19 protein-coding genes are annotated in these 19,015 nt (G+C 70.0%); 9 read left to right on the top strand and 10 right to left on the bottom strand.

Annotated features, from left to right (window positions below; genetic code table 11):
• Both ACO1BU_RS07290 and ACO1BU_RS07285 read left to right on the top strand, forming a co-directional pair.
• Positions 1-440, top strand: a 440-nt coding sequence (locus ACO1BU_RS07290; protein WP_481133214.1) for a ferredoxin reductase domain-containing protein, incomplete at its 5' end; no start/stop codon positions are given.
• Positions 437-1,444, top strand: a complete 1,008-nt coding sequence (locus tag ACO1BU_RS07285) for a PdxA family dehydrogenase (RefSeq protein WP_424135254.1) — start codon at positions 437-439, stop codon at positions 1,442-1,444. The genes ACO1BU_RS07290 and ACO1BU_RS07285, both read left to right, overlap by 4 nt.
• Before the next feature lie 9 nt (positions 1,445-1,453).
• Here ACO1BU_RS07285 and ACO1BU_RS07280 read toward each other — a convergent pair whose 3' ends face one another.
• Together ACO1BU_RS07280 and ACO1BU_RS07275 are read right to left on the bottom strand one after the other, a co-directional pair.
• On the bottom strand, positions 1,454-2,221 hold the full coding sequence (locus ACO1BU_RS07280; protein WP_424135253.1) for a nucleotide-binding protein: 768 nt from the start codon (positions 2,219-2,221) through the stop codon (positions 1,454-1,456).
• Positions 2,218-3,078: a flagellar biosynthesis protein FlhF gene (locus ACO1BU_RS07275; protein ID WP_424135252.1), complete on the bottom strand. Its 861-nt coding sequence runs from the start codon at positions 3,076-3,078 to the stop codon at positions 2,218-2,220. Before ACO1BU_RS07275 ends, ACO1BU_RS07280 begins: the two co-directional genes overlap by 4 nt.
• A gap of 135 nt (positions 3,079-3,213) precedes the next feature.
• Between ACO1BU_RS07275 and ACO1BU_RS07270 the strand changes: the two genes are divergently transcribed.
• Positions 3,214-3,594, top strand: coding sequence for a YkvA family protein (locus ACO1BU_RS07270; RefSeq protein WP_424135251.1), 381 nt, complete (start codon positions 3,214-3,216; stop codon positions 3,592-3,594).
• Positions 3,595-3,644: 50 nt separating this feature from the next.
• Here the strand turns inward: ACO1BU_RS07270 and flhA are convergent, their stop codons facing one another.
• The 8 genes from flhA to fliK all read right to left on the bottom strand — a co-directional run bounded on the left by flhA (position 3,645) and on the right by fliK (position 13,005).
• A complete protein-coding gene (gene flhA / locus ACO1BU_RS07265; protein ID WP_424135250.1) occupies positions 3,645-5,696 on the bottom strand; it encodes a flagellar biosynthesis protein FlhA in 2,052 nt (683 codons plus the stop codon).
• 3 nt (positions 5,697-5,699) lie between these two features.
• Positions 5,700-7,097, bottom strand: coding sequence for a sigma-54 interaction domain-containing protein (locus ACO1BU_RS07260; protein WP_424135249.1), 1,398 nt, complete (start codon positions 7,095-7,097; stop codon positions 5,700-5,702).
• The gene (fliN, locus tag ACO1BU_RS07255; protein ID WP_424135248.1) at positions 7,094-7,408 is read right to left on the bottom strand and encodes a flagellar motor switch protein FliN; all 315 of its coding nucleotides are present in this window, start codon (positions 7,406-7,408) and stop codon (positions 7,094-7,096) included. Before fliN ends, ACO1BU_RS07260 begins: the two co-directional genes overlap by 4 nt.
• The gene (locus tag ACO1BU_RS07250) at positions 7,405-8,034 is read right to left on the bottom strand and encodes a FliH/SctL family protein (RefSeq protein ID WP_424135247.1); all 630 of its coding nucleotides are present in this window, start codon (positions 8,032-8,034) and stop codon (positions 7,405-7,407) included. Before ACO1BU_RS07250 ends, fliN begins: the two co-directional genes overlap by 4 nt.
• Positions 8,027-9,019 carry a flagellar motor switch protein FliG gene (gene fliG / locus ACO1BU_RS07245; protein WP_424135246.1) on the bottom strand — a complete coding sequence of 331 codons (993 nt, stop codon included), beginning with the start codon at positions 9,017-9,019 and terminating at the stop codon, positions 8,027-8,029. Before fliG ends, ACO1BU_RS07250 begins: the two co-directional genes overlap by 8 nt.
• Positions 9,020-9,031: 12 nt before the next feature.
• Positions 9,032-10,669: a flagellar basal-body MS-ring/collar protein FliF gene (gene fliF, locus ACO1BU_RS07240; RefSeq protein WP_424135245.1), complete on the bottom strand. Its 1,638-nt coding sequence runs from the start codon at positions 10,667-10,669 to the stop codon at positions 9,032-9,034.
• A gap of 140 nt (positions 10,670-10,809) precedes the next feature.
• Entirely contained in the window at positions 10,810-11,469 is a 660-nt protein-coding gene (locus tag ACO1BU_RS07235) for a flagellar hook assembly protein FlgD (protein WP_424135244.1), read from the bottom strand.
• A 12-nt stretch (positions 11,470-11,481) separates the two neighbouring features.
• Positions 11,482-13,005: a flagellar hook-length control protein FliK gene (fliK, locus tag ACO1BU_RS07230; protein ID WP_424135243.1), complete on the bottom strand. Its 1,524-nt coding sequence runs from the start codon at positions 13,003-13,005 to the stop codon at positions 11,482-11,484.
• A 178-nt stretch (positions 13,006-13,183) separates the two neighbouring features.
• Between fliK and flgE the strand changes: the two genes are divergently transcribed.
• The 6 genes from flgE (at position 13,184) to ACO1BU_RS07200 (ending at position 19,014) form a co-directional block, all read left to right on the top strand.
• Entirely contained in the window at positions 13,184-14,488 is a 1,305-nt protein-coding gene (flgE, locus tag ACO1BU_RS07225) for a flagellar hook protein FlgE (RefSeq protein ID WP_424135242.1), read from the top strand.
• A 30-nt stretch (positions 14,489-14,518) separates the two neighbouring features.
• On the top strand, positions 14,519-16,042 hold the full coding sequence (locus ACO1BU_RS07220) for a flagellar hook-associated protein FlgK (RefSeq protein WP_424135241.1): 1,524 nt from the start codon (positions 14,519-14,521) through the stop codon (positions 16,040-16,042).
• On the top strand, positions 16,042-17,118 hold the full coding sequence (locus ACO1BU_RS07215; RefSeq protein WP_424135240.1) for a flagellin: 1,077 nt from the start codon (positions 16,042-16,044) through the stop codon (positions 17,116-17,118). The genes ACO1BU_RS07220 and ACO1BU_RS07215 overlap by 1 nt, the downstream gene beginning before the upstream one ends.
• Positions 17,119-17,238: 120 nt before the next feature.
• The gene (locus ACO1BU_RS07210; RefSeq protein WP_424135239.1) at positions 17,239-18,069 is read left to right on the top strand and encodes a flagellin; all 831 of its coding nucleotides are present in this window, start codon (positions 17,239-17,241) and stop codon (positions 18,067-18,069) included.
• A 133-nt stretch (positions 18,070-18,202) separates the two neighbouring features.
• Positions 18,203-18,640, top strand: a complete 438-nt coding sequence (locus tag ACO1BU_RS07205) for a flagellar biosynthesis repressor FlbT (RefSeq protein WP_424135238.1) — start codon at positions 18,203-18,205, stop codon at positions 18,638-18,640.
• The gene (locus ACO1BU_RS07200) at positions 18,637-19,014 is read left to right on the top strand and encodes a flagellar biosynthesis regulator FlaF (RefSeq protein WP_424135237.1); all 378 of its coding nucleotides are present in this window, start codon (positions 18,637-18,639) and stop codon (positions 19,012-19,014) included. Before ACO1BU_RS07205 ends, ACO1BU_RS07200 begins: the two co-directional genes overlap by 4 nt.
• Position 19,015: the final 1 nt, after the last annotated feature.

Here is a 19,015-nt window from a genome sequence, read left to right as displayed (position 1 = left end):
TGAGCATGCCCTATGGCGATGCCGATCTGGACGGGCGGGATGAACGGCCGCTGATCCTGCTGGCGACCGGGACGGGTTTTGCACCGGTGACCTCGATCCTGGAGGAGGCGGTGCGGAAGCGCTGGACGCGGCCGATCATCCTGTACCGGGGTGGGCGGCGGCCCGAGGATCTGTATCTGCCGGAACTGCCGGCACGCTGGGCCCGGAAGCTGCGCGATTTTCGCTATGTGCCCGTGCTGTCGCGTGCGAACGGCGCCTGGGACGGGCGCGTGGGCTGGGTGCAGGCGGCCGCCGCGGCGGACCGGCCGGACATGACGGGCGTGCAGGTCTACGCCTCGGGAAGCCCCGAGATGGTGGCGGCGGCGCGGGAGAGCTTCACGAAGCTGCATGGGCTGCCGGAAGGGGCATTCTTCGCTGATGCCTTCCTGCCCTCGGCATGAGTGAGGGTCGTGCCATGGCGGCTTCGCGGCGGCGGATTGCGCTGACGATCGGCGATCCGAATGGAATTGGGCCGGAGATCGCGGTGAAGGCCGCTGCCTTCTTCGCCGCGCAGGATGGGCCGGTACCGATCCTGGTGGGGGATCCGGTGGCCATCCGGCATTACGCCGCGCGGCATGCCGATGGGCTGCCGGTGAGGACGGAGCCTCGGCATTGGCGAGAAGCCGGGGTGCTGAATGTGGCGCCCGTGGAGGCGCTGCGGGAGGCGGAGTTTCAGCCGGGCCAGGTGACGGCGCCGGCCGGCGCGGCGACTGTCGCGTATGTTCGACATGCGCTGGAGCTGGTGCGCGAGGGAGCGGCGGAGGCCATTGTCGGGGCGCCGCATTCGGAGACGGCCGTTGCGGCCGCGGGGATCGAGTTCAGCGGCTATCCCGGGCTGATCGCCGATCTGACGGGGGTGCCGCGCGATGAGGTGTTCATGATGCTCGTAGGCGGTGGCCTGCGCATCGTGCATGCCACCCTGCATGAGCGATTGCAGACGGCACTGGAGCGGGTGACACCGGAGCTGGTGGCGGCGGCCGGGATGGCGGCGCATCGCGCTCTTCGGGCGCTAGGGGTGGAGGATCCGCGCATCGGCGTGTTCGGGCTGAATCCCCATGCGGGCGAGGGCGGCCTGTTCGGCGACGAGGATTCCCGTGTGACCGAGCCGGCTGTCGCGATGCTGCGTCGCGCGGGGCTGCGGGCCGAGGGGCCGGCGGGCGCGGATGTGTTGCTCGCCGCGCGGGCAATGGACGCCTATGTGGCGATCTATCACGACCAGGGGCATATCCCGATCAAGCTGGTCGCGCCGCGGCGGGCCTCGGCTCTGTCGATCGGGGCGGATGTGCTGTTCTCCAGCGTCGGGCATGGCAGCGCCTTCGACATCGCCGGGAAGGGCGTGGCGGATCCAACGGCGGTGGTGGAGACGCTGCGGCTGCTGGGCGGGGGATCAGCCGAGGCGCGCTGAGGCGCGGGATCAGGCGGCGCCGGCCAGGAGCTGGACCGCACGCGCCGGAAGCAGCCCGGCCGCCAGGGCTTCGATGTCCTGCGCGGCCGGGGAAGTCGGGTGGCGCGTCAGCAACGGCGTCTGATGGCGGATGGTATCGCGTATGCGCCCATCGCGCCGGATGATCCCGGCCAGGGCCAGACCGCGGCCGAGGAAGCCGCGGCAGGCACGGTCCAGCGCCGCATGGGTGCGGGCACCCTGGGCGGCGTCGGCGGCCAGATTCACGATCAGCCGGGGCATGCGGCCCGGAGCGTCGCGGGCCAGGAGCTTCAGTACGGCATAGGCATCGGTGAGGCTGGTCGGTTCGTCGGTGGCGGCGACGAGCGGCAGGTCGCAGGCGGCCGAGAGGCGGCGTGGAACCGGGTCCAGCCCGGCGCCGATGTCCAGCACCACATCGTCATGCGGGGCCTCGCGCAGCACCGCGATGAAGCGGTCGATCCAGGCAGGGTCGAGCGCGGCCAGGCCGCCGGAGCCCGAACGGCCGGGCAGGATGTCGAAGCCCGCAGGATGCTGGAGCGCGGCCCGGGCAAGAGAAACGGTGCCGGCCAGGACCTGCATCAGGTCGTGCCGCACCTCCAGGCCGAGCTGGACGTCGATATTCGCCAGGCCAAGATCGCCATCGGCCAGGAGCACGCGGCGGCCGGCGCGGGCAAGGGCCTGAGCCAGGCCGATGGCGAGGACGGTCTTGCCGACGCCCCCTTTGCCCGAGGCGATTCCGATCAGGCGGGGTGGGGTCATGCGGCCTCCTGTGCGGCGCTCCGGGCGGGGCCGTGCAGGCGGGCCGACAACCAGGCGGGGGTGAGGGGGGTGAGGCCATCCGCGGCGCCGGGGCCGGTGCCGGCCTCGGTCAGCGCCAGCGGGCCGGCGAAGGCGGCGGCGAGGATGCCGCCGAGGCGGCGGGCGCCGTCCAGGCGCGTGGGCAGCAGGTGGCGGGCACCAAGGGCGGCGAAGGCGCGGGCAGTCTCGGCGGCTTCCTCTGGGTCCAGCCCGGCGGGAAGAACGAGGAGGGGCGCCGCATCGGTCACGCGCAGCAGGGCAAGGAGCTGCTCGGCCTGGGCGGCATCGAAGGGATCGCAGCCGGCGGTGTCTAGGATCATGGGCTGGCCGGGGATGCGGCGGGTGAGGGATTGGGCGAGTTGGACGCCGGTGGCGGCCAGTGCGAGGGGAAGGCCGAGGACGCGCGCGAAAGCGGAAATCTGCTCCGCGGCGCCAGCACGCTGGGAGTCGGTGCTGACCAGCAAAGGGGCGGTGCCGCGCAGGACCATGCGGGTGGCGAGCTTGGCGCCGCTGAGCGTCTTGCCCGCGCCGGGCGGGCCAACCAGGGCGAGGGGGCGGGAGACACCGTCCGGCAGGGCGGCGAAGCGCAGGACGGCGGCGAGGGATTCCGGCATGCCTGTGCCGATCCGGGCGCGAAGCGTGGAAGGCAGGTTGTGCCGGGCGAGCGGGTCCGGCGCGGTCTGGAGGGACAGCACAGGCGGCGGGGGCGGCGGTTCCTCGGCGGGCTCGAGTGCGGCCGTTACCTCGACCCCGGCAGCGGTGCGCCGGGTGGAGAGGATCAGCGCGTCCGGACCCAGTACCTGGCGGCATTCCGCCATGGCGTCGGCCATCCTGGCCGCTCGGAAGACTCGAAGCCGCATGAGGGGATGCTGGGCTGCTGATGGTTGCGGGGAGGTGAATCGTTAGAGTGAAACTCCGGCTGGGGTGGCCGGGTCTGTGTGGGAGCGAGGCGGGTGCTGCGGCAGATCAAGGACTGGGTGCGGACGATCAAGCGGGACGTGCATGCGCTCTATCTCGCGGCACGCGACCCTCGCACGCCCTGGTATGCGAAGGCATTCGCGCTGGCCGTTGCTGCCTATGCCCTCTCACCGATCGACCTCATTCCCGACTTCATCCCGGTCCTTGGCTATCTTGATGAACTGATATTGCTGCCGCCGGCGATCATGCTGGCGGTCAGGCTGGTGCCTCCCGAGTTGATGGCGGAGCATCGGGCCGCTGCCATCAGAGCTGAGGGGCGACCTGTCAGCCGTGCGGGGGCAGCCTTCATCATAGGGTTGTGGCTGCTGGCGGCGGCGGCGCTGACATGGTGGCTTTGGCCGCAGGCCGCAGCGTAAGCCCGGTCATCGCTGAAGGCCTGCGCCGCATGCGCTGATCGGGCTTTGCCCTAGATCGCGCCCAGGGTGCGGATGCGGGCGCGGGGGTGGATTTCCGTTTGCGCCATCACGGCGGTGGAGGGGCGGAAGCGTTCGACGATGGCGCGCACATGGGCGCGGATGCCGGGGCTGCAGACTAGGACCGGGGACTCGCCCTGGGCGCTGGCGCTGTCGAAGGCGTCGCGCAGGCGGTTCATGAAGTCGTGCAGGCGGGAAGGAGCCATGGCGAGCTGTCGTTCATCGCCGGGGCCGACCAGGGCTTCGGCAAAGGCCTGCTCCCATTCGGCGGAAAGAGAGATGAGCGGAACATAGCCAGCGGGGCCGCGTGCTGCATCGGAGAGCTGGCGGGCCAGGCGGGCCCGAACAACGGCGACCAGGGCAGGCACGCCACGGGCTCCGGCGGCCATGGCTTCCTGGATACCCTCCAGGATGGTGGGCAGGTCGCGGATGGAGACGCGCTCGGCAAGTAGGGCCTGGAGCACGCGCTGCACGCCACCGGTGGTAATCTGGGCGGGGATTAGGTCGGCCAGGAGTTTGGCGTTTTCCTGCGGCAGGTCGTCCAGCAGCTTCTGCGCCTCGGCGTGGCTCAGGAGTTCGGGCATGTTCTCGCGCACGATCTCGGTCAGGTGGGTGGCGAGCACGCCGGCGCCATCCACCACGGTGCAGCCGCGGGCCAGCGCTTCCTCCTTGTGCTGTTCCTCGATCCAGAGGGCGGGAAGGCCGAAGGTGGGTTCCTCGCAGGGCTCGCCAGGCATGTTGGGGCGCTGGCCCGAGGGGTCGATGGCGAGGTGCATGGGCAGCCGGAGTTCACCGCGGCCGGCCTCGATCTCCTTCACGCGCACGACGTATTCGTTCGGACGGAGATGCAGGTTGTCCTGCAGTCGGACGCTGGGGAGGACGAAGCCCATTTCCTGAGCGACGGTCTTGCGGAGATTGCGGATCTGCTCGGTAAGGCGCGGACCTTCGCCGGCGGCCAGGGAGAGGAGGCCGTAGCCGAGTTCGACGCGCAGCAGGTCGATGCGGAGGGTTTCGGCGATTGGCGCCTCGGGCGCGTTGGCCGGGGCCGCGACGGCTGTGGCCTCGGCGGTGTTGTCGGCCTTGTGGCGGTTCCAGGCACCGGCCGCGAAGCCGCCGGAGAGCAGGAGGAAGGGGATCAGAGGCATGCCGGGCAGCAGGCCCATCAGCGCGGCCGCGGCGGAAGCGATCCAGAGGGGCTTGGCGAGGCCGAGCTGCTTGACCAGCGCCTTGTCGGCCGTGCCCTCGGTATTGCCCTTGGTGACGACGATGCCGGCGGCGACGGAGGTGAGGAGGGCCGGGATCTGCGAGACCAGCCCGTCCCCTACCGTGAGCGAGGCGAAGGTGGAGATGGCGTCGAGGAAGGGCAGGCCGTGGCGGCCCGTGCCGATGGCAATGCCGCCGAGCAGGTTGATGCCGGTGATGATGAGGCCCGCGATGGCGTCGCCGCGCACGAATTTCGCGGCGCCGTCCATGGCGCCGTAGAAGCCGCTTTCGGCTTCCAGATCGGCGCGGCGCTGGCGCGCGACCTTATCGTCGATCAGGCCTGAGGAAAGATCGGCGTCGATGGCCATCTGCTTGCCGGGCATGGCGTCCAGGCTGAAGCGCGCCGCGACTTCCGCGATGCGGCCGGAGCCCTTGGTGACGACCATGAAGTTCACGACGAGCAGGATGGCGAAGACGATCATGCCGACCAGCACGTCGCCGCCCATCAGGAAGCCGCCGAAGGCGGAGACGACATGGCCGGCCGCTACTGGGCCGTCATGGCCATGGGTGAGGATGGTACGCGTCGTAGCGACGTTGAGCGCGAGGCGCAGCAGCGTGGTCAGCAGGAGGATGGTGGGGAAGGAGGTGAAGTCGAGCGGACGCTGGAGGAAGAGCGCCGTCATCAGGACGAGGACGGAGAGGGTGACGGAAAGGGCCAGGCCGGCATCCAGCAGCGGGACGGGGAGGGGCACCACCAGCACGACGATGAGCATGGCAACGCCGATTGCCAGCGCCACATCCGTGGAGTTGCCAAGCTTCCGCAGCCAGGGAGGCAGAGCCATAGATCAGCCCGTCTGCGCGTAGGGGAAAGGCGCGACAGGCATCTGGCCCGGCGCGACGGGCACGGGGGCACCGGCGGCGCGGTATTCGTGCAGCTTGTTGCGGAGCGTGCGGATGGAGATGCCGAGGATTTCCGCAGCACGGGTGCGGTTGCCCAGACAGTGGGTGAGGGTTTCGAGGATCAGGTCGCGCTCCACATCCTCCATGCGCCGGCCGACCAGGGCGGCGACGCCGATGGCACGGCCAGGCTGGGGATCGGGGGAGGTGGTGCCGGGCGCGGTGACGGGTGGCGCGACGCGGGGGACGGGCACATGCAGTTCCACCGCTTCGGGCGCGATCTCATCGCCCTCGGCGAGCAGCACGGCGCGGTGCACGGTATTCTCCAGTTCGCGCACATTGCCGGGCCAGGAATGCGAAAGCAGGGCTGCACGCGCGGCGGGGGCGAAGGGGCGTGGGGGAAGGCCGTTGGCCTCCGCATAGCGGCGGGCGAAGTGCTCGGCGATGGGGAGGATGTCCTCGGGGCGGTCGCGCAGAGCGGGGATGCGGAGGGCGACGACGTTGAGGCGGAAGAAGAGATCCTCGCGGAATCGGCCGGCCGCGACCTCGGCGGACAGGTCGCGGTTCGTGGCCGCGAGAATGCGGACATCGACCTTCACCGGGCCGGCGCCGCCGAGGCGGTCGATCTCGCGTTCCTGAAGCGCGCGCAGGATCTTGGCCTGGAGGCGCGGGTCCATCTCGCCGATCTCGTCCAGTAGCAGCGTGCCGCCATCGGCCTGTTCAAACTTGCCGCGACGGGCGGCGATGGCGCCGGAGAAGGCGCCCTTCTCGTGGCCGAAAAGCTCGCTTTCCAGCAGGGCCTCGGGCAGGGCGGCGCAGTTCAGGGCGACGAAGGGCCTGTCGGCGCGCCGGGAATGACGGTGGATGTGGCGGGCCAGGACTTCCTTGCCGGTGCCGCTCTCGCCGGTGATGAGGACGCTGGCTTCGGCACGGGCGACGCCCTCGGCTCGGCGGAGCACGGCGGCCATGGCGGGGTCGCGGTGGATGGGCCCGTCCGCTTCCCCGGCGGCGGCCTGGAGCATGGCGGCAATGAGATCGGCATCGGGCGGAAGCGGCAGGAATTCCTTCGCGCCGGCCCGGATCGCGCGCACGGCGGCCGCGGCATCGGCGTTGCGGCCGCAGGCGATGACGGGGCAGGCGATGCGTTCGGCTTCCAGCGAGGAGACGAGCCATGAGACATCATGCAGCACGTCGCAGAGGATGAGGTCGAAGCCTTCCGCGCGGGCCAGGGCGATGCCGCCGGTGACGCCATCGGCCTGGCGCAGCCGCGCGCCGCGGGAGGTCGCGATGCGCGCGGCCTGGCCAAGTTCGGCTTCCAGGCTGCCGATGATGAGGAGGCGCGTCATCCGGCGCGGTCCGCTTTCACGATCTCCGTCATGGTCACGCCAAGGCGGTTATCCTCGACCATCACCACCTCTCCGCGCGCGACGAGGCGGTTGTTGACATAGATGTCCACGGCCTCGCCGAGCTTGCGGTCCAGCTCGACAACGGCGCCGCGGCCGAGCTTCAGGAGTTGGCTGACCTGGAGAGTGGCGCGGCCGAGCACGGCGCTGACCTGCACGGGAATGTCATACACCGCATCCAGGCCCTGAACGGCGGCAGCCGGGCGGGCCTCGCCGGTTTCGTTCGCGGCGACGGGTTCGAAGCCGTTGCTCATGTCTCGTTCTCCAGCGGCAGTTTCAGGGCGGCCAGCACGTCGCGGATGGCGGCGCGGCGGCGGGACAGGTCGAGGTCGAGGCCGCCATGGCGCCAGACAATGCGGGCATCGCCTGCGGGCAGGGCGGGGTCGGGCTCGATGGGAAGGCCGGTGGCGCCGAAGCGGGCGCGGGCATGGTCCAGCAGGGCGGGAGGAACGCGAAGGACGGCGCCTTCGGGGGCATCCTCCACCGGGCCGAGGGCGGCCATCAGCGGTTCCAGCAGGGAGGCAGCTTCGCGCGCGGCGGCGCCGGGAAGGGCGGCATCCACCATCGCGACCAGCATCTCCGCGAGGGATTGGGCACAGGCCTCAACAGCTTCGGTGGCGGCGCTGTGGGCCGTTTCGAGTTGGAGCAGGGCGATGCGGACGGATTCATCGGCCAGGGCGTCGCGTGAGGCTTGTTCAGCGGCGCGGCCGCGCGCCTCACCCTCGCGCAGGCCGGCGGCGTGGCCCTCGCGGCGGGCTGCTTCCAGCAGTTCCTCCGTGGAGGGGCCAGGCGGCGGCTCGGGCGGGGGGACCGCAGGGGCGTCAAGGTCGGGAAGAGGGAGGCCGCGCAGGCCGGTCAGCATCATGGACATGTCAGGCAATCATCGGCTCCTGACCGTCCTCGAGCTGGAGTTGGCCAGCCGCGGCGAGGTCCTTGGCCGTCGCAACCATCATGGCCTGCGCCTCGTCCACGTCGCGCAGGCGGACGGCGCCGAGGGAGGCGACCTCGTCCTTCAGCATCTTCGCCGCGCGTTCCGAAAGATTGCGGTAGAAGAGATCCTTCAGCGTGTCGCTCGCGCCCTTTAGGGCGAGGGCCAGCTTTTCCTTGTCCACAGTGCGGAGGAGAAGCTGCACGCCGGGGGCGTCAAGGCGGCTCAGATCGTCGAAGGTGAACATCAGGGCGCGGATGCGCTCCGCGCTTTCGCGGTTGCGCTCCTCCAGCGCGGCCATGATGCGGCCCTCGGCGGCGCGGTCGAGATTGTTGAAGATCTCGGCCATCACCTCATGGCTGTCCTGGCGGCTCGCGCGGGCCAGGTTGCTCATGAATTCCATCTTGAGGGTGCGCTCGACGCCTTCCAGCGCCTCCTTCTGCACGGTTTCCATGCGAAGCATCCGCATGACGACCTCCATCGCGAAGCCTTCGGGCAGCAGCGCGAGGACGCGGGCGGCGTGGTCGGGGCGGACCTTCGAGAGGACGACGGCGACGGTCTGCGGGTACTCGTTCTTCAGGTAGTTCGCGAGGACGCCCTCGGAGACATTGCCGAGCTTGTCCCACATGGTGCGGCCAGCGGGGCCGCGGATCTCCTCCATGATCTGGGCGACGCGGTCGGGCGGAAGGGTCTTGAGCAGCATCCGCTCCGTCGTCTCATAGGTGCCGACGAGCTTGCCTGTCGCGCCGAGGCTGTCGCTGAACTCGCGGCACAGATCCTCCACGACCTGCGCATCCACCACGCCGAGCGTTGCCATGGCGGCGGAGACGTCCCTGATCTCGTCCTCATGCAGCCGGGCGAAGAGTTTCTCGCTATGCGTGTCGGCCAGGGTAAGGAGGAGGATGGCGGCCTTCTGCGCGCCGGTCAGCTTGGTCATCGCGGCTTCTCCTCACTCTTCCTCGGGGGCCAGCCAGCGGCGGATCACCGCCAGGCCTTCATCAGGATGGGCATCCAGCAGCGCGTTCACCCGCGCGACGGAGGAGGCCCGCAACTGGCCCTGCACGTTGTTCAGGCTGACCATGTCGCCATCCTCCGCCAACATGCCGGCCGGGCCGGGAAGGACGCCGGCCGTGCCAGGGCCGGCGATGGCACCCGCGCTGACCGGACCACCCAGCGCGGCTTCCACGCCAGGGCCGGCCAGAGCAGGCTGCGGGACCAGTACGGCGGTCAGGCGTCGCGTCATCGGGCGGATCACCAGTAGGATCGCGATGAGTGCCACCGCGGCGTAGATCGCGGACTCCGTCAGCCGCGCGAATGTGGCTGGGCCGATGCCCAGGCCGAGCAGACCGGGATCGGCGGGGCTGTCGCCGCCTTCCGGCGCGGCGAAGCGCATGGAGACCACTTCCACGCGGTCGCCGCGCCGCTCGTCGAAGCCGATGGCGCTGCGGACCAGGGTGGCGATGCGGGCCAGTTCCTCGGCGTTGCGTTCGCGGAAGCTGGGCGGAGAGCCTTCCCACACGCCGTCCACGAGCACAGCGACGGAGAGGCGGCGCGTGACCGGATGCTCGCGCAGTGTGCTCCGCACGGTCTTGCCGATCTCGTAATTGGTGGTCTCCTCGGACTTGCTCTCCTGGTTGGCATTGCCGCCCGTGGGCTCGGCACCCGGAAGCTGGTTGGCGACGGAGACATTGCCGCCCTCGGCGCCGCGCGACTGCTCCTGGCTGCTCTGCACGCTGCGCGGGACCTGGTTATCGGGATCGAAGCGCTCCTCGGTGGTCTGGACGCGGTCGAAGTCCATCTCGACCGTCGCCTCGGCGCGCACGCGGCCGGTGCCGAGGCTGCGTTCCAGCATCTCCTCCACGCTGCGGGCAATACGCAGGCCTTCGGCGCGGCGGAGTTCTTCCTGCGTCGCGGCGGCGGCGGGGCCGTTCAGGGCCTGGCCACCGCGCGCGAGGAGTTCGCCGCGGCTGTCCACGATGGAGATGTTGCGGGCCTGGAGTCCGGGCACGGCGGTGGCGACGAGATGCAGCACGGCCTGCACCCCTTCGCGGTCCAGGCGCTGCACGCCTTGCATGGTCAGGACGACGCTCGCTTGCGCCTCGGAGACCTGGCGGGAGAAGGCTTCGCGCCGTGGCAGCACGAGGTGCACGCGGGCGGCACGCACGCCGGCCAGGGCGCGGATGGTGCGGGAGAGCTCGCCTTCCATCGCGCGGAGGCGGTTCACATCCTGCTGGAAGGGCGTGGTGGTCAGGCTTTCTCCACGGTCGAAGATTTCCCAGCCGACATTGCCGCCGGCGGGCAGGCCTTCCCGCGCAAGCGAGAGGCGCAGGCGCGGGACCATTTCCTCAGGCACGAGAATGCTCGAGCCGCCGGATCCCAGCTGGTAGGCGACCTTCTGGCGATCGAGCGAGGCGGCCACGGCACCCGCGTCGCGCGGGTCGAGCTCGGAATAGAGGAGTGCCATGCCGGGCTGGCCCGCACGCATGCTGAACCAGCCGAGCAGGCCGAGGACGGTCAGGGCCACCGCGGCCATGGCGCCGAGCCTGGCGGGGCCGAGGGCGCGAAGCTGGGCGAGAAAGGCGGGCATTCAGCGCCGGCCCTCATCGGGCCACACGAACTGGCTCCCTGTCACTCCTTCGCGCATGGCGCGGCCCCCTTGTGCCGGCTTTCTGCCGGCCCGGCAGACTTTGCCGGGTGGGGGTTAAGGAGAGGTTAGGGGCAGGCGGGTCAGCTACCGCCCGCAATGGAGCGCACGGCATCGAAGCCATAACTCGCGGCGCCCATGCGCAGGCGCAGGGCGCCGCCCGTGCGTTCGGCGGCGGTGGCGGTGCCGATGATGGTGAAGTCCACGCTGGCGCTGCCGCCGCTGGAATCCGCGCCGGTGACCGCGACCTTGTAGGCGCCGTCCGCCAGCTGGTTGCCGCTGGAGTCGCGGCCGTCCCAGACCCAGTCCTTCGACGCGGTGCCCAGCGTGACCTGAGTTTCCCGCAGCGTCTTGCCGCTGCTGTCCATCACCACCACGCGCGCCGTGCGCGCATTGCCCGCGGCGGGCAGGCGCATCGTGGCGGTGCCGTCCTGCAGCGGCAGGGAGTCGCCCTGCACCTCCACCTTCTGGCCGAGCATGGGGGAGGCGGCGGTGAGCTGCGCCGCCTGTTGGAGGGAGACCATCTCCTCCAGATTCGTGTTCATCGCGATCTGCTGCTCGACCGAGGCGAATTGCACGAGCTGGGCCGTCATCTGGTTGGTGTCGAGCGGGTCGGTCGGGGACTGGTTCTTGAGCTGCGTCGTGAGCAGCGTGAGGAAGTTGTCAAAGCTGCCGGCGAGCTGCGTGCGGGAGGCGGTGGCGGCCGATGCAGCCGTGGCGGTGCCGGTGGTCGAGACGGCCATGGGATGTCTCCTTCAGATCGCGATGTCGAGAAGGCCGAGCAGGGCCCGGCGCGGTCCGCCGGGCTCGTCCGATGCGGCGGGGGCGTCAGATCCTTGCCAGCCCCGGCGGCTTCCCTGGCCGTGGCCGCTTCCACGCTGGCCGCTTTCCGTGCCACCGCTCATCGCCGGGCTGCCGGCATCCCCGCCCAGGAGGGAAAAATCGAGGATGCGGCCGCCTTCCGCGCCGATGCCGGCGCCACCCAGGGCGCGGTCCAGCGCGGCACCGTCGCGTGCCAGCAAGGCCAGGGTTTCCGGCCGCTCTGCTGCCACATGGACCCGCGCGGCATCTCCGATCCGCTCCAGCGTGACCTCCACCCGGCCGAGTTCCACCGGGTCGAGGCGGAGGCTGATCCGGCCCTCGGGCCCGCCGAGGGACAGGGCCACGGCGACCGGGGCGACCTGCTCGGCCGGGGCGAGGCGGGGCAGGTAACGTGTGGCCGCAGGGGCCTCTGGCGCTGTGATCGTCAGGGCCGGGGCTGGTGGGGGAACAGGCAGAAGGGATGGCGCGGCCGGGTGAGACGGGGCCGTAGCTGCAGCCTGCGGGACTGGCGCGGGCTCGGAGGAGTGGGAAGCAGAGGGCGGGGTGGTATCGGCGGGCCGGGCCAGGGCGGAGGCGCTGTTGCGTGCCGGCGCGGATTGGCTTGGCGATGCTTCCGTCTGGGATGACGGATTGCCGGCCTCGGCCGGTGTTTCGGTTGGGCCGGTCTTTACGGCGTGGGAGCGGTCCGGCCCAGTGCTTCCGGGCGTGGTAGAGGGTTGGGGGCCTGGTGAGTAAGCCGCGTCCGGTTCTGTCGCCGGGGTCTCTGCGCGAGCGGGCGCCGCCTGCGGCGTGGGGCTGCCTGGCTTTCTGGGAACGCCACTCCGCGACGGCACTTCCGCTACTGAAGACACCCCGGCCTGGGCCGGGGCAGGCGGTGCGGCATTGGCCGTCGGCGGTGGGGGTATGCCTGGCCCGCCCGCCGCAGCGGGTAGAGGAAGGAGAGCCGCTTCGGGAGGGCAGGAGGGATCGTCCGGTTCCTCATCCGGTTGGGTCCGGGCGGTTTCGACGCTGTCCGTCGGCTCTGCCCGGACCGGTACGGCTTTGGGTTCCGGGAGCCCGGACGGTGGTGGGGCCGGAGCCATGGGATCGGCTGTCTGGATGGACGGAAGGGCCGGATCGAGAGGGGGGTGGTCCGGTACCACGGGCGGTGCCGGGGTGCGCGCGCCTGCGGCAGGTTCCGATGGCGCCAGTTCCGGAGCAGGCGGCGCCACCGGCACTCCCGCAGCGGTGGCAGGAGTTAGGAGCGGCGTGCCTGTTGCAGCCTCTACCGAAAGGGGTGAGGACGCGGCGACGGCGGGCACCGTGCCCAGCGCAGTTCCCAGCATCTGCGCGAAGCCCGCCGCGCCGGCCGGAACGCCGGTAGTGGCGCGCGCCGCGCTGGCCGGCAGGATCTCCAACACGTCCATCTCGGCTTCGCTCCATCCATCGGCCTCGTGGCCGCGCCGGAGCTGGCGCAAGCCGCTTGCCAGCTTCTGTGCCGGAATAGGCGGCGGGGGCTGCCGGATGCCGGCAGAAGCTGCCGCCCGGCGGCATGCTGCGCCGGCTCGGGGCCGTCCCCCGGCTGGCATGGGCGTTGCGCCAGGGCCTCGCAGGGCGTCGCGACAGCGGCGCCGCGTTTCCTCACCGGAGCCTGCCATGTCGCTCTACGCCTCGATGAACACGGCCATCAGCGGCCTCACCGCCCAGGCGCGCGCGCTGGGCAATGTCGCGGACAATGTCGCGAACAGCCAGACCACCGGCTTCAAGCGCACGGATACGAGCTTCGTATCCTATGTCACCCGTTCCACCCAGCAGGTAAACCAGCCGGGATCGGTGACGGCGCGGCCGGACTACACGAATTCCGTGCAGGGCACGGTGCAGCAGTCGGACAATCCGCTCGCCATGGCCATTGCGGGGCAGGGGATGTTCGCGGTGTCGCTGCCGAAAGGTGTGGAGAACGGGCAACCCGTTTTCGATGCGCGGACCTTCTACACCCGCGCCGGCGACTTCAAGATGAACAACGAAGGTTATCTGGTGAACGGCCAGGGCTATTACCTGCAGGGTTGGCAGGCGGATCCGGAGGGCAATCCGGACCGCTCGGCGATCCAGCCGCTGCGCGTGGACCAGTCCGTCTACAACCCGGTGCCGACAGGCAATATCAGCCTTTCCGCCAATCTGCCGGCGGATTCCACCACGGTGCCGGTCCCCGCACAGTTGCAGGTGTATGACAGCCTGGGACGGCTGCATTCGGTGGACACGACCTGGACGAATATCGGCACCAACCAGTGGCGCCTGGATATGAGCATTCCGGACGACACCACCGTTCCCGCCATCACCACGCGCAGCATCGAGGTGAATTTCGGCACCGCCGCCAGTGCCACGACCCCGGCGGGCACGATCGGCTCCTTCGGTGCGGCGACGAACCTGACCGGCGCCGCCGCCGTGGCGGGCGATCCGGCCACGGTGGCCTTCACCGCCGATTTCGGGCAGGGGCCGCAAACCGTCAAACTGGACCTTGGCAATTTCAACGAGGCTTCGGGGCTGACGCAGTATTCCGGGCAGGAATACACGCTGCGCGACCTCCACCAGGACGGCGTACCGCTCGGCAGCTTCTCCACCGTCTCACTCAGCGACAATGGCGACCTGACGGTGAACTACGACAACGGGGAGTCCCGCATCATCGGCCGGGTTCCCATCATCAGCTTCGCCGATCCGGACAAGCTGCAGAAGACGGATGGCCAGGCCTATCTCCGCACGCCGGAAAGCGGCGAGGCGCGGGTGAATGATGCCTCCTCCAACGGCTCGGGCAAGATCGTGACCTCCTCGCTGGAGAGTTCGAATGTCGACATTGCCTCGGAGTTCTCGAAGCTGATCCTGGCACAACGCGCCTATTCCGCGAATACGCGGATCGTGACCGCGGCGGATGAATTGCTGCAGGACGCGCTGAACATGCGCCGCTGAAGCGCCTGACGGAGCCCTGGGGAGAAGCGGATGAGCCTCGACCTCGCCTTGTCCATCGCGCGCAGCGGGCTGGCGCATGTCAACCGGCAGCTCGCGCAGTCGGCCGCCAATGTCGCGAATGCGGCCACGCCCGGCTATACGCGCAAGGAGGTGCAGGGCGCCGCCCTGACGCCCGGCGGCCTTGCCTCCGGCGTGCGGAGCCAGGAAGCGACGCGGGCGGTGGATACGGCGATGGTGACGCAGATCAACGCGGCCCGCGCCGGCACCGCTGCCGCCGAGGCACGCGCCCGCATTCTGGAGGGGGTGGAGATCGCGCATGGCGCGACGGGGGAGTCCGTCGGCGACCTGACCGCCGCAATCGGGGATGCCTTTGTGTCTCTGCGGGACAATCCTTCCGATCCGCTGCTGCAATCCACCGTCATCGGCGCGGCCGCTGATCTCGCGGCGCGGTACAATACGGTTTCCGATGCCATCCTGACGGCCCGGCAGTCGGCGCAGGACGCGATGGTGCAGGATGTCGCCACGCTGAACGACGCGCTGCGCCGCGTGTCGGACCTGACCCGCCAGATCCTGCCCCTGCGCGCCCAGGGGCAGAGCACGGTGGAGCTGGAGGACCAGCGCGACCAGGCGATCGCCGAAATCTCCTCCGTCATGCAGGTGCGGGCGGTGCCGCAGGAGGATGGCGGCGTGGTGCTGGTCACGGCGGGCGGGCTGACCCTGCCGCTGGGCCAGGAGAGCGGGCCCTTCGCCATCGATCCGGCTACGCTCGGCGTGCAGTCCTTCCATGGCGCAAGCGGCACGCTGCCGGGGGTGATGCTGAACGGCAGCGACGTGACAGACCGGCTGGGGAACGGGACGCTGGCCGCCTATGCGGCGCTGCGCGACGAGGAGCTGCCGCTGGCCCAGGCGGAGCTGGATGTCTCGGCTGCCAATCTGGCCGCCCGCTTCGACGCGCAGGGGCTGACGCTGTTCACGGGGGATAGCGAGACGGTGCCCGATCCGGCCTCGGCCTATGCCACAGGGGGGATGCTCGGCTTTGCGGCGGGGCTGCGCGTCAATCCGGCGGTGCAGGCCGATCCGCGGCTGGTTCGGGACGGGACGCGAGCGGTGACGGCGACGGCAGGCGGACCCACCGCTTTCACGCCCAACGCTGCGACCGGCCCAGCGGATTTCACCGCGTTGATTGATCGGGTGCTGAACTGGAGCCTGGGCAGCGAGGTTTCGGCGGGCAATCCGCAGCCGGGCTTCGCCGCCACGGGGCTGGGGCCAGATGGCAGCCTGAGTTCGGGGCTGCGCTCCGCGCGCAGCCTGGGGGATTACGCCAACCAGCTGGTCGCGACCCAGACGGCCGCGCGCGCGGAGGCCGAGGAGGCGGGGAAGGCATCCGGAGACCTGCTCTCCGCCCTGGAAGGGCGGTTTGCGGCGCGGTCGGGCGTGGATGTGGATAAGGAGCTGGCGGCGATGATCACGCTGCAGAATGCCTATGCCGCCAATGCCCGGCTGATCTCGGCGGTGCAGAGCATGTACGACACCTTGTTCCAGGCGGTGCGGTGATGGCGGTCACGGGAATCCCGAATGGCGCGCTGGCGCAGCTGGTCAGCCAGTCATCCCTTCTGAAAGCACAGCTGACGACGCTGACCGCGCAATCGGTCGATGGCAAGCGGGGCAATTGGTATGGCGATCTGGCAGGCGATGCGCGCCGCGCAATCAGCTTGCGTGGCGAGATCAGCCGGCGCGAAACCCATGCCGCGACGATCGATCGCGCGCTTGGCCGCGCCGGGGCGGCGCAGGAGGCGCTATCTCGGCTCTCCTCCATCGCCGAGGATTTTCTCACTCAGGCCGGGAAGATCACCAGCGCCGACAGCACGCGGATCGCCGCCCTGGCCAGCGGCGCGCGCCAGGCCCTGGGGGAGGTAGCGGGGCTGCTGAACGAGCAGCAGGCGGGAGAGTATCTGTTCAGCGGGGCGGATTCTGCGAATCCGCCGATCCCGGACCCGGGCAACATCATGAGCACGGGCATGGCGACTGATATCGCCACCGCCGTTGGATCGCTCGCCCCTGGTAACAGCGCGGCGGTGCTGGCGGCCACGCTGGCGGCCGCGACGAGCAACACGCCGGGGCAAACGCCCTTTTCCGATTACCTGCTGGACCCCGCCCGGGGCCTGACGGAGCCACGCCGCACCACGCTGGCCGGAGATGGGGAGGCGGTGGAGACCGGGCTCTTCGCCAGCCGCAACGCGGCGGCCAGCGGGACGGGGAGCGAGACCGGAAGCTGGTCCCGCGACCTGCTGCGGGGGCTGATGACCCTGTCCAGCCTGACCCCGGAAATGGCGGCGGCCGGGGCGGATTTCGACGCGGTGGTGGCCAGCGCGACGGCCGGGCTGAAATCGGCCATGACCGGGCTGGGCGAGGAGGCGGGCGCGCTGGGCCTTTCCGAATCCAGGCTGGAGGCGGCGAAGACCCGTCAGACGGATCTGCGGACCGTGCTCAACGGCCAGCTTTCCGATGTTGAGGAGGTCGATCTGGCGGCCACGCTGACGGCGATGCAGGACACTCAGACGCGGCTCCAGGCGTCCTGGCAGGCGCTGTCCATGCTCGCGGGGCTGTCATTGACCAAGTTCCTGTCCTGAGGGGTGAGTTCAACGCGCCGTTAACCGCTGGCGGGGCAGGATGCCCGCCTACCGCAAGATGCGGAACGCAACAGGTGGCGGCCGGCCAGCACGGCGGCCGCCGGACAGGAGGGGCAAGACATGGCCCTGAATTCGGTTAACACGAATATCGGCGCGCAGGTCGCGCTGCAGTCGCTGAACAAGACCAACGACGCGTTGAATGCGACACAGAAGCGCATTTCGACGGGCTATCGCGTGTCGGATGCGAAGGATGACGGCGCGGCCTTCGCCGTGGCCCAGTCAGTGCGCGCCGACATCGCGGGCCTGACCTCGGCCAATGAGCAGATCGGCGGCGTCCAGGGCGTGCTCGACACCACCCTTTCCGGGTTGACCAAGGTGTCGGAGACGATGAGCAACATTCGTGGCGTGCTCGTGAAGCTGGCGGATGGCACCCTCTCCTCGGCGCAGCGCACGCAGTACCAGTCGCAATACGACTCGCTGCGCACGCAGGTGCAGAACTACATCGCGGACGCGACTTATAACGGCCGCACCCTGCTGAGCACCTCCGCTGCCTCCGGCGGCGGCGACATCGCGACGACGCGGAACGAGACGGGCACCACCTATACGCTGGCGGCGGTGGATGGCGACACGCTGACGATCGCGGCGGCGCCGACCGATGCCGCCTCCGCGGCCAGCGCCCTCGCCACGGGCGGCGACTTCGCGACGAAGATGGCGGCGGTAAACACGGCGCTGAACACCTTCGGCAGCAACAACAGTTATCTGGAGGGGCAGGTCTCCTACAATAAGGAGAAGATCTCCTCGCTGGAGACGGGGCTGGGCGCGCTGGTGGATGCGGATCTGGCGAAGGAGAGCGCGAAATTGCAGGCGCTGCAGATCAAGCAGCAGCTCGGCACCCAGGCGCTCAGCATTGCCAACCAGGCACCGCAGAGCCTGCTGAGCCTCTTCCGCTGAGTGGCGTGGCGCCGTGGAAGAAGCGCGGCGCCACGTCTCCCTTCCCCCATCTCGCCGGGGAATAAGATCCCCGGCGGCGATGCGGCGCCAGGACCGCGCCGTGCATCGCCTGCCACGAAGGAACGCGAAGACCGTGTCCACGCTGGTTCTCGAGATGCGCCAGGGCGACCTGATGGTCGTCAATGGCGCCCCGATCAGGTTCCGCAACCGAACACGCATCGAGCTGACCGCCAAGGCCCGTTTTCTGTTCGGCAAGCAGATCCTGCCGCCCGAAGCGGCCGATACCCCGGCACGCCGCATCTACTTCGCGCTGCAGACCGCCTATATCGGCAGCGAGGAGGAGCGCGAGCGCGGGCTGGAAAGCGCACGTGCGCTGATCGCGGATTTCCAGGCGGCCACCACCTCTAATCTTGCCTCCGCCATGCTGGAGCGCGCGCTGACAGCGGCGGAGGAGGATGACTGCTACACCGCCCTGAAACTGGTTCGCCGCGTGATGCGGCATGAGGAGGCGGTGCTCGGCATCGCCCCACCCCCCAACACCCGTCCCGTGCCGGAGGAGATGACCGCATGATGCAGCATCCGAACGCCGCCAGCCCGCTTATGGCTTATCGTGCCGCCCGCGCGGCGCAGCCCGTGCGCGCGCAGGAGGCGGATGTGTTCCGCCGTGTGACCGGCGCCTTGCGTGCCGCGCAGAATCTGAATGGGGGAGAGGGGGTCGAGGCTGGATTGCGGGCCGTCCGTGCCCTGGCCGATAACCGGCGGCTCTGGCTGGCGGTGGAGGGCGTCCTGGTCGATCCGACCAATGCGCTGCCGACGCCACTGCGCGCTTCCATTATCTCTGTCGGCCGCGCTGTGATCCGTGAGATGGAGAAGGACGAGCCCGATCTGGGTTTTCTGATCGAGGTGAACGAGAACATGGCAGCCGGGCTTTCGGGCCAGGTCTGAG

This window comes from Roseomonas chloroacetimidivorans, assembly GCF_049629625.1.
In the GTDB taxonomy this organism is placed as follows: Bacteria; Pseudomonadota; Alphaproteobacteria; order Acetobacterales; family Acetobacteraceae; genus Roseomonas; species Roseomonas chloroacetimidivorans.
The sequence above is the reverse complement of the archived record's forward strand: the minus strand, read 5'-3'. Positions and strand labels throughout refer to the sequence as shown.

Coding starts and splice junctions, on each gene's coding strand:
- ACO1BU_RS07285 (WP_424135254.1), top strand. CDS start 437: ATGAGTGAGGGTCGTGCCATGGCGGCTTCGCGGCGGCGGATTGCGCTG.
- ACO1BU_RS07280 (WP_424135253.1), bottom strand. CDS start 2,221: ATGACCCCACCCCGCCTGATCGGAATCGCCTCGGGCAAAGGGGGCGTC.
- ACO1BU_RS07275 (WP_424135252.1), bottom strand. CDS start 3,078: ATGGCGGAATGCCGCCAGGTACTGGGTCCGGACGCGCTGATCCTCTCC.
- flhA (WP_424135250.1), bottom strand. CDS start 5,696: ATGGCTCTGCCTCCCTGGCTGCGGAAGCTTGGCAACTCCACGGATGTG.
- ACO1BU_RS07260 (WP_424135249.1), bottom strand. CDS start 7,097: ATGACGCGCCTCCTCATCATCGGCAGCCTGGAAGCCGAACTTGGCCAG.
- fliN (WP_424135248.1), bottom strand. CDS start 7,408: ATGAGCAACGGCTTCGAACCCGTCGCCGCGAACGAAACCGGCGAGGCC.
- fliG (WP_424135246.1), bottom strand. CDS start 9,019: ATGACCAAGCTGACCGGCGCGCAGAAGGCCGCCATCCTCCTCCTTACC.
- fliF (WP_424135245.1), bottom strand. CDS start 10,669: ATGCCCGCCTTTCTCGCCCAGCTTCGCGCCCTCGGCCCCGCCAGGCTC.
- ACO1BU_RS07235 (WP_424135244.1), bottom strand. CDS start 11,469: ATGGCCGTCTCGACCACCGGCACCGCCACGGCTGCATCGGCCGCCACC.
- flgE (WP_424135242.1), top strand. CDS start 13,184: ATGTCGCTCTACGCCTCGATGAACACGGCCATCAGCGGCCTCACCGCC.
- ACO1BU_RS07220 (WP_424135241.1), top strand. CDS start 14,519: ATGAGCCTCGACCTCGCCTTGTCCATCGCGCGCAGCGGGCTGGCGCAT.
- ACO1BU_RS07215 (WP_424135240.1), top strand. CDS start 16,042: ATGGCGGTCACGGGAATCCCGAATGGCGCGCTGGCGCAGCTGGTCAGC.
- ACO1BU_RS07210 (WP_424135239.1), top strand. CDS start 17,239: ATGGCCCTGAATTCGGTTAACACGAATATCGGCGCGCAGGTCGCGCTG.
- ACO1BU_RS07200 (WP_424135237.1), top strand. CDS start 18,637: ATGATGCAGCATCCGAACGCCGCCAGCCCGCTTATGGCTTATCGTGCC.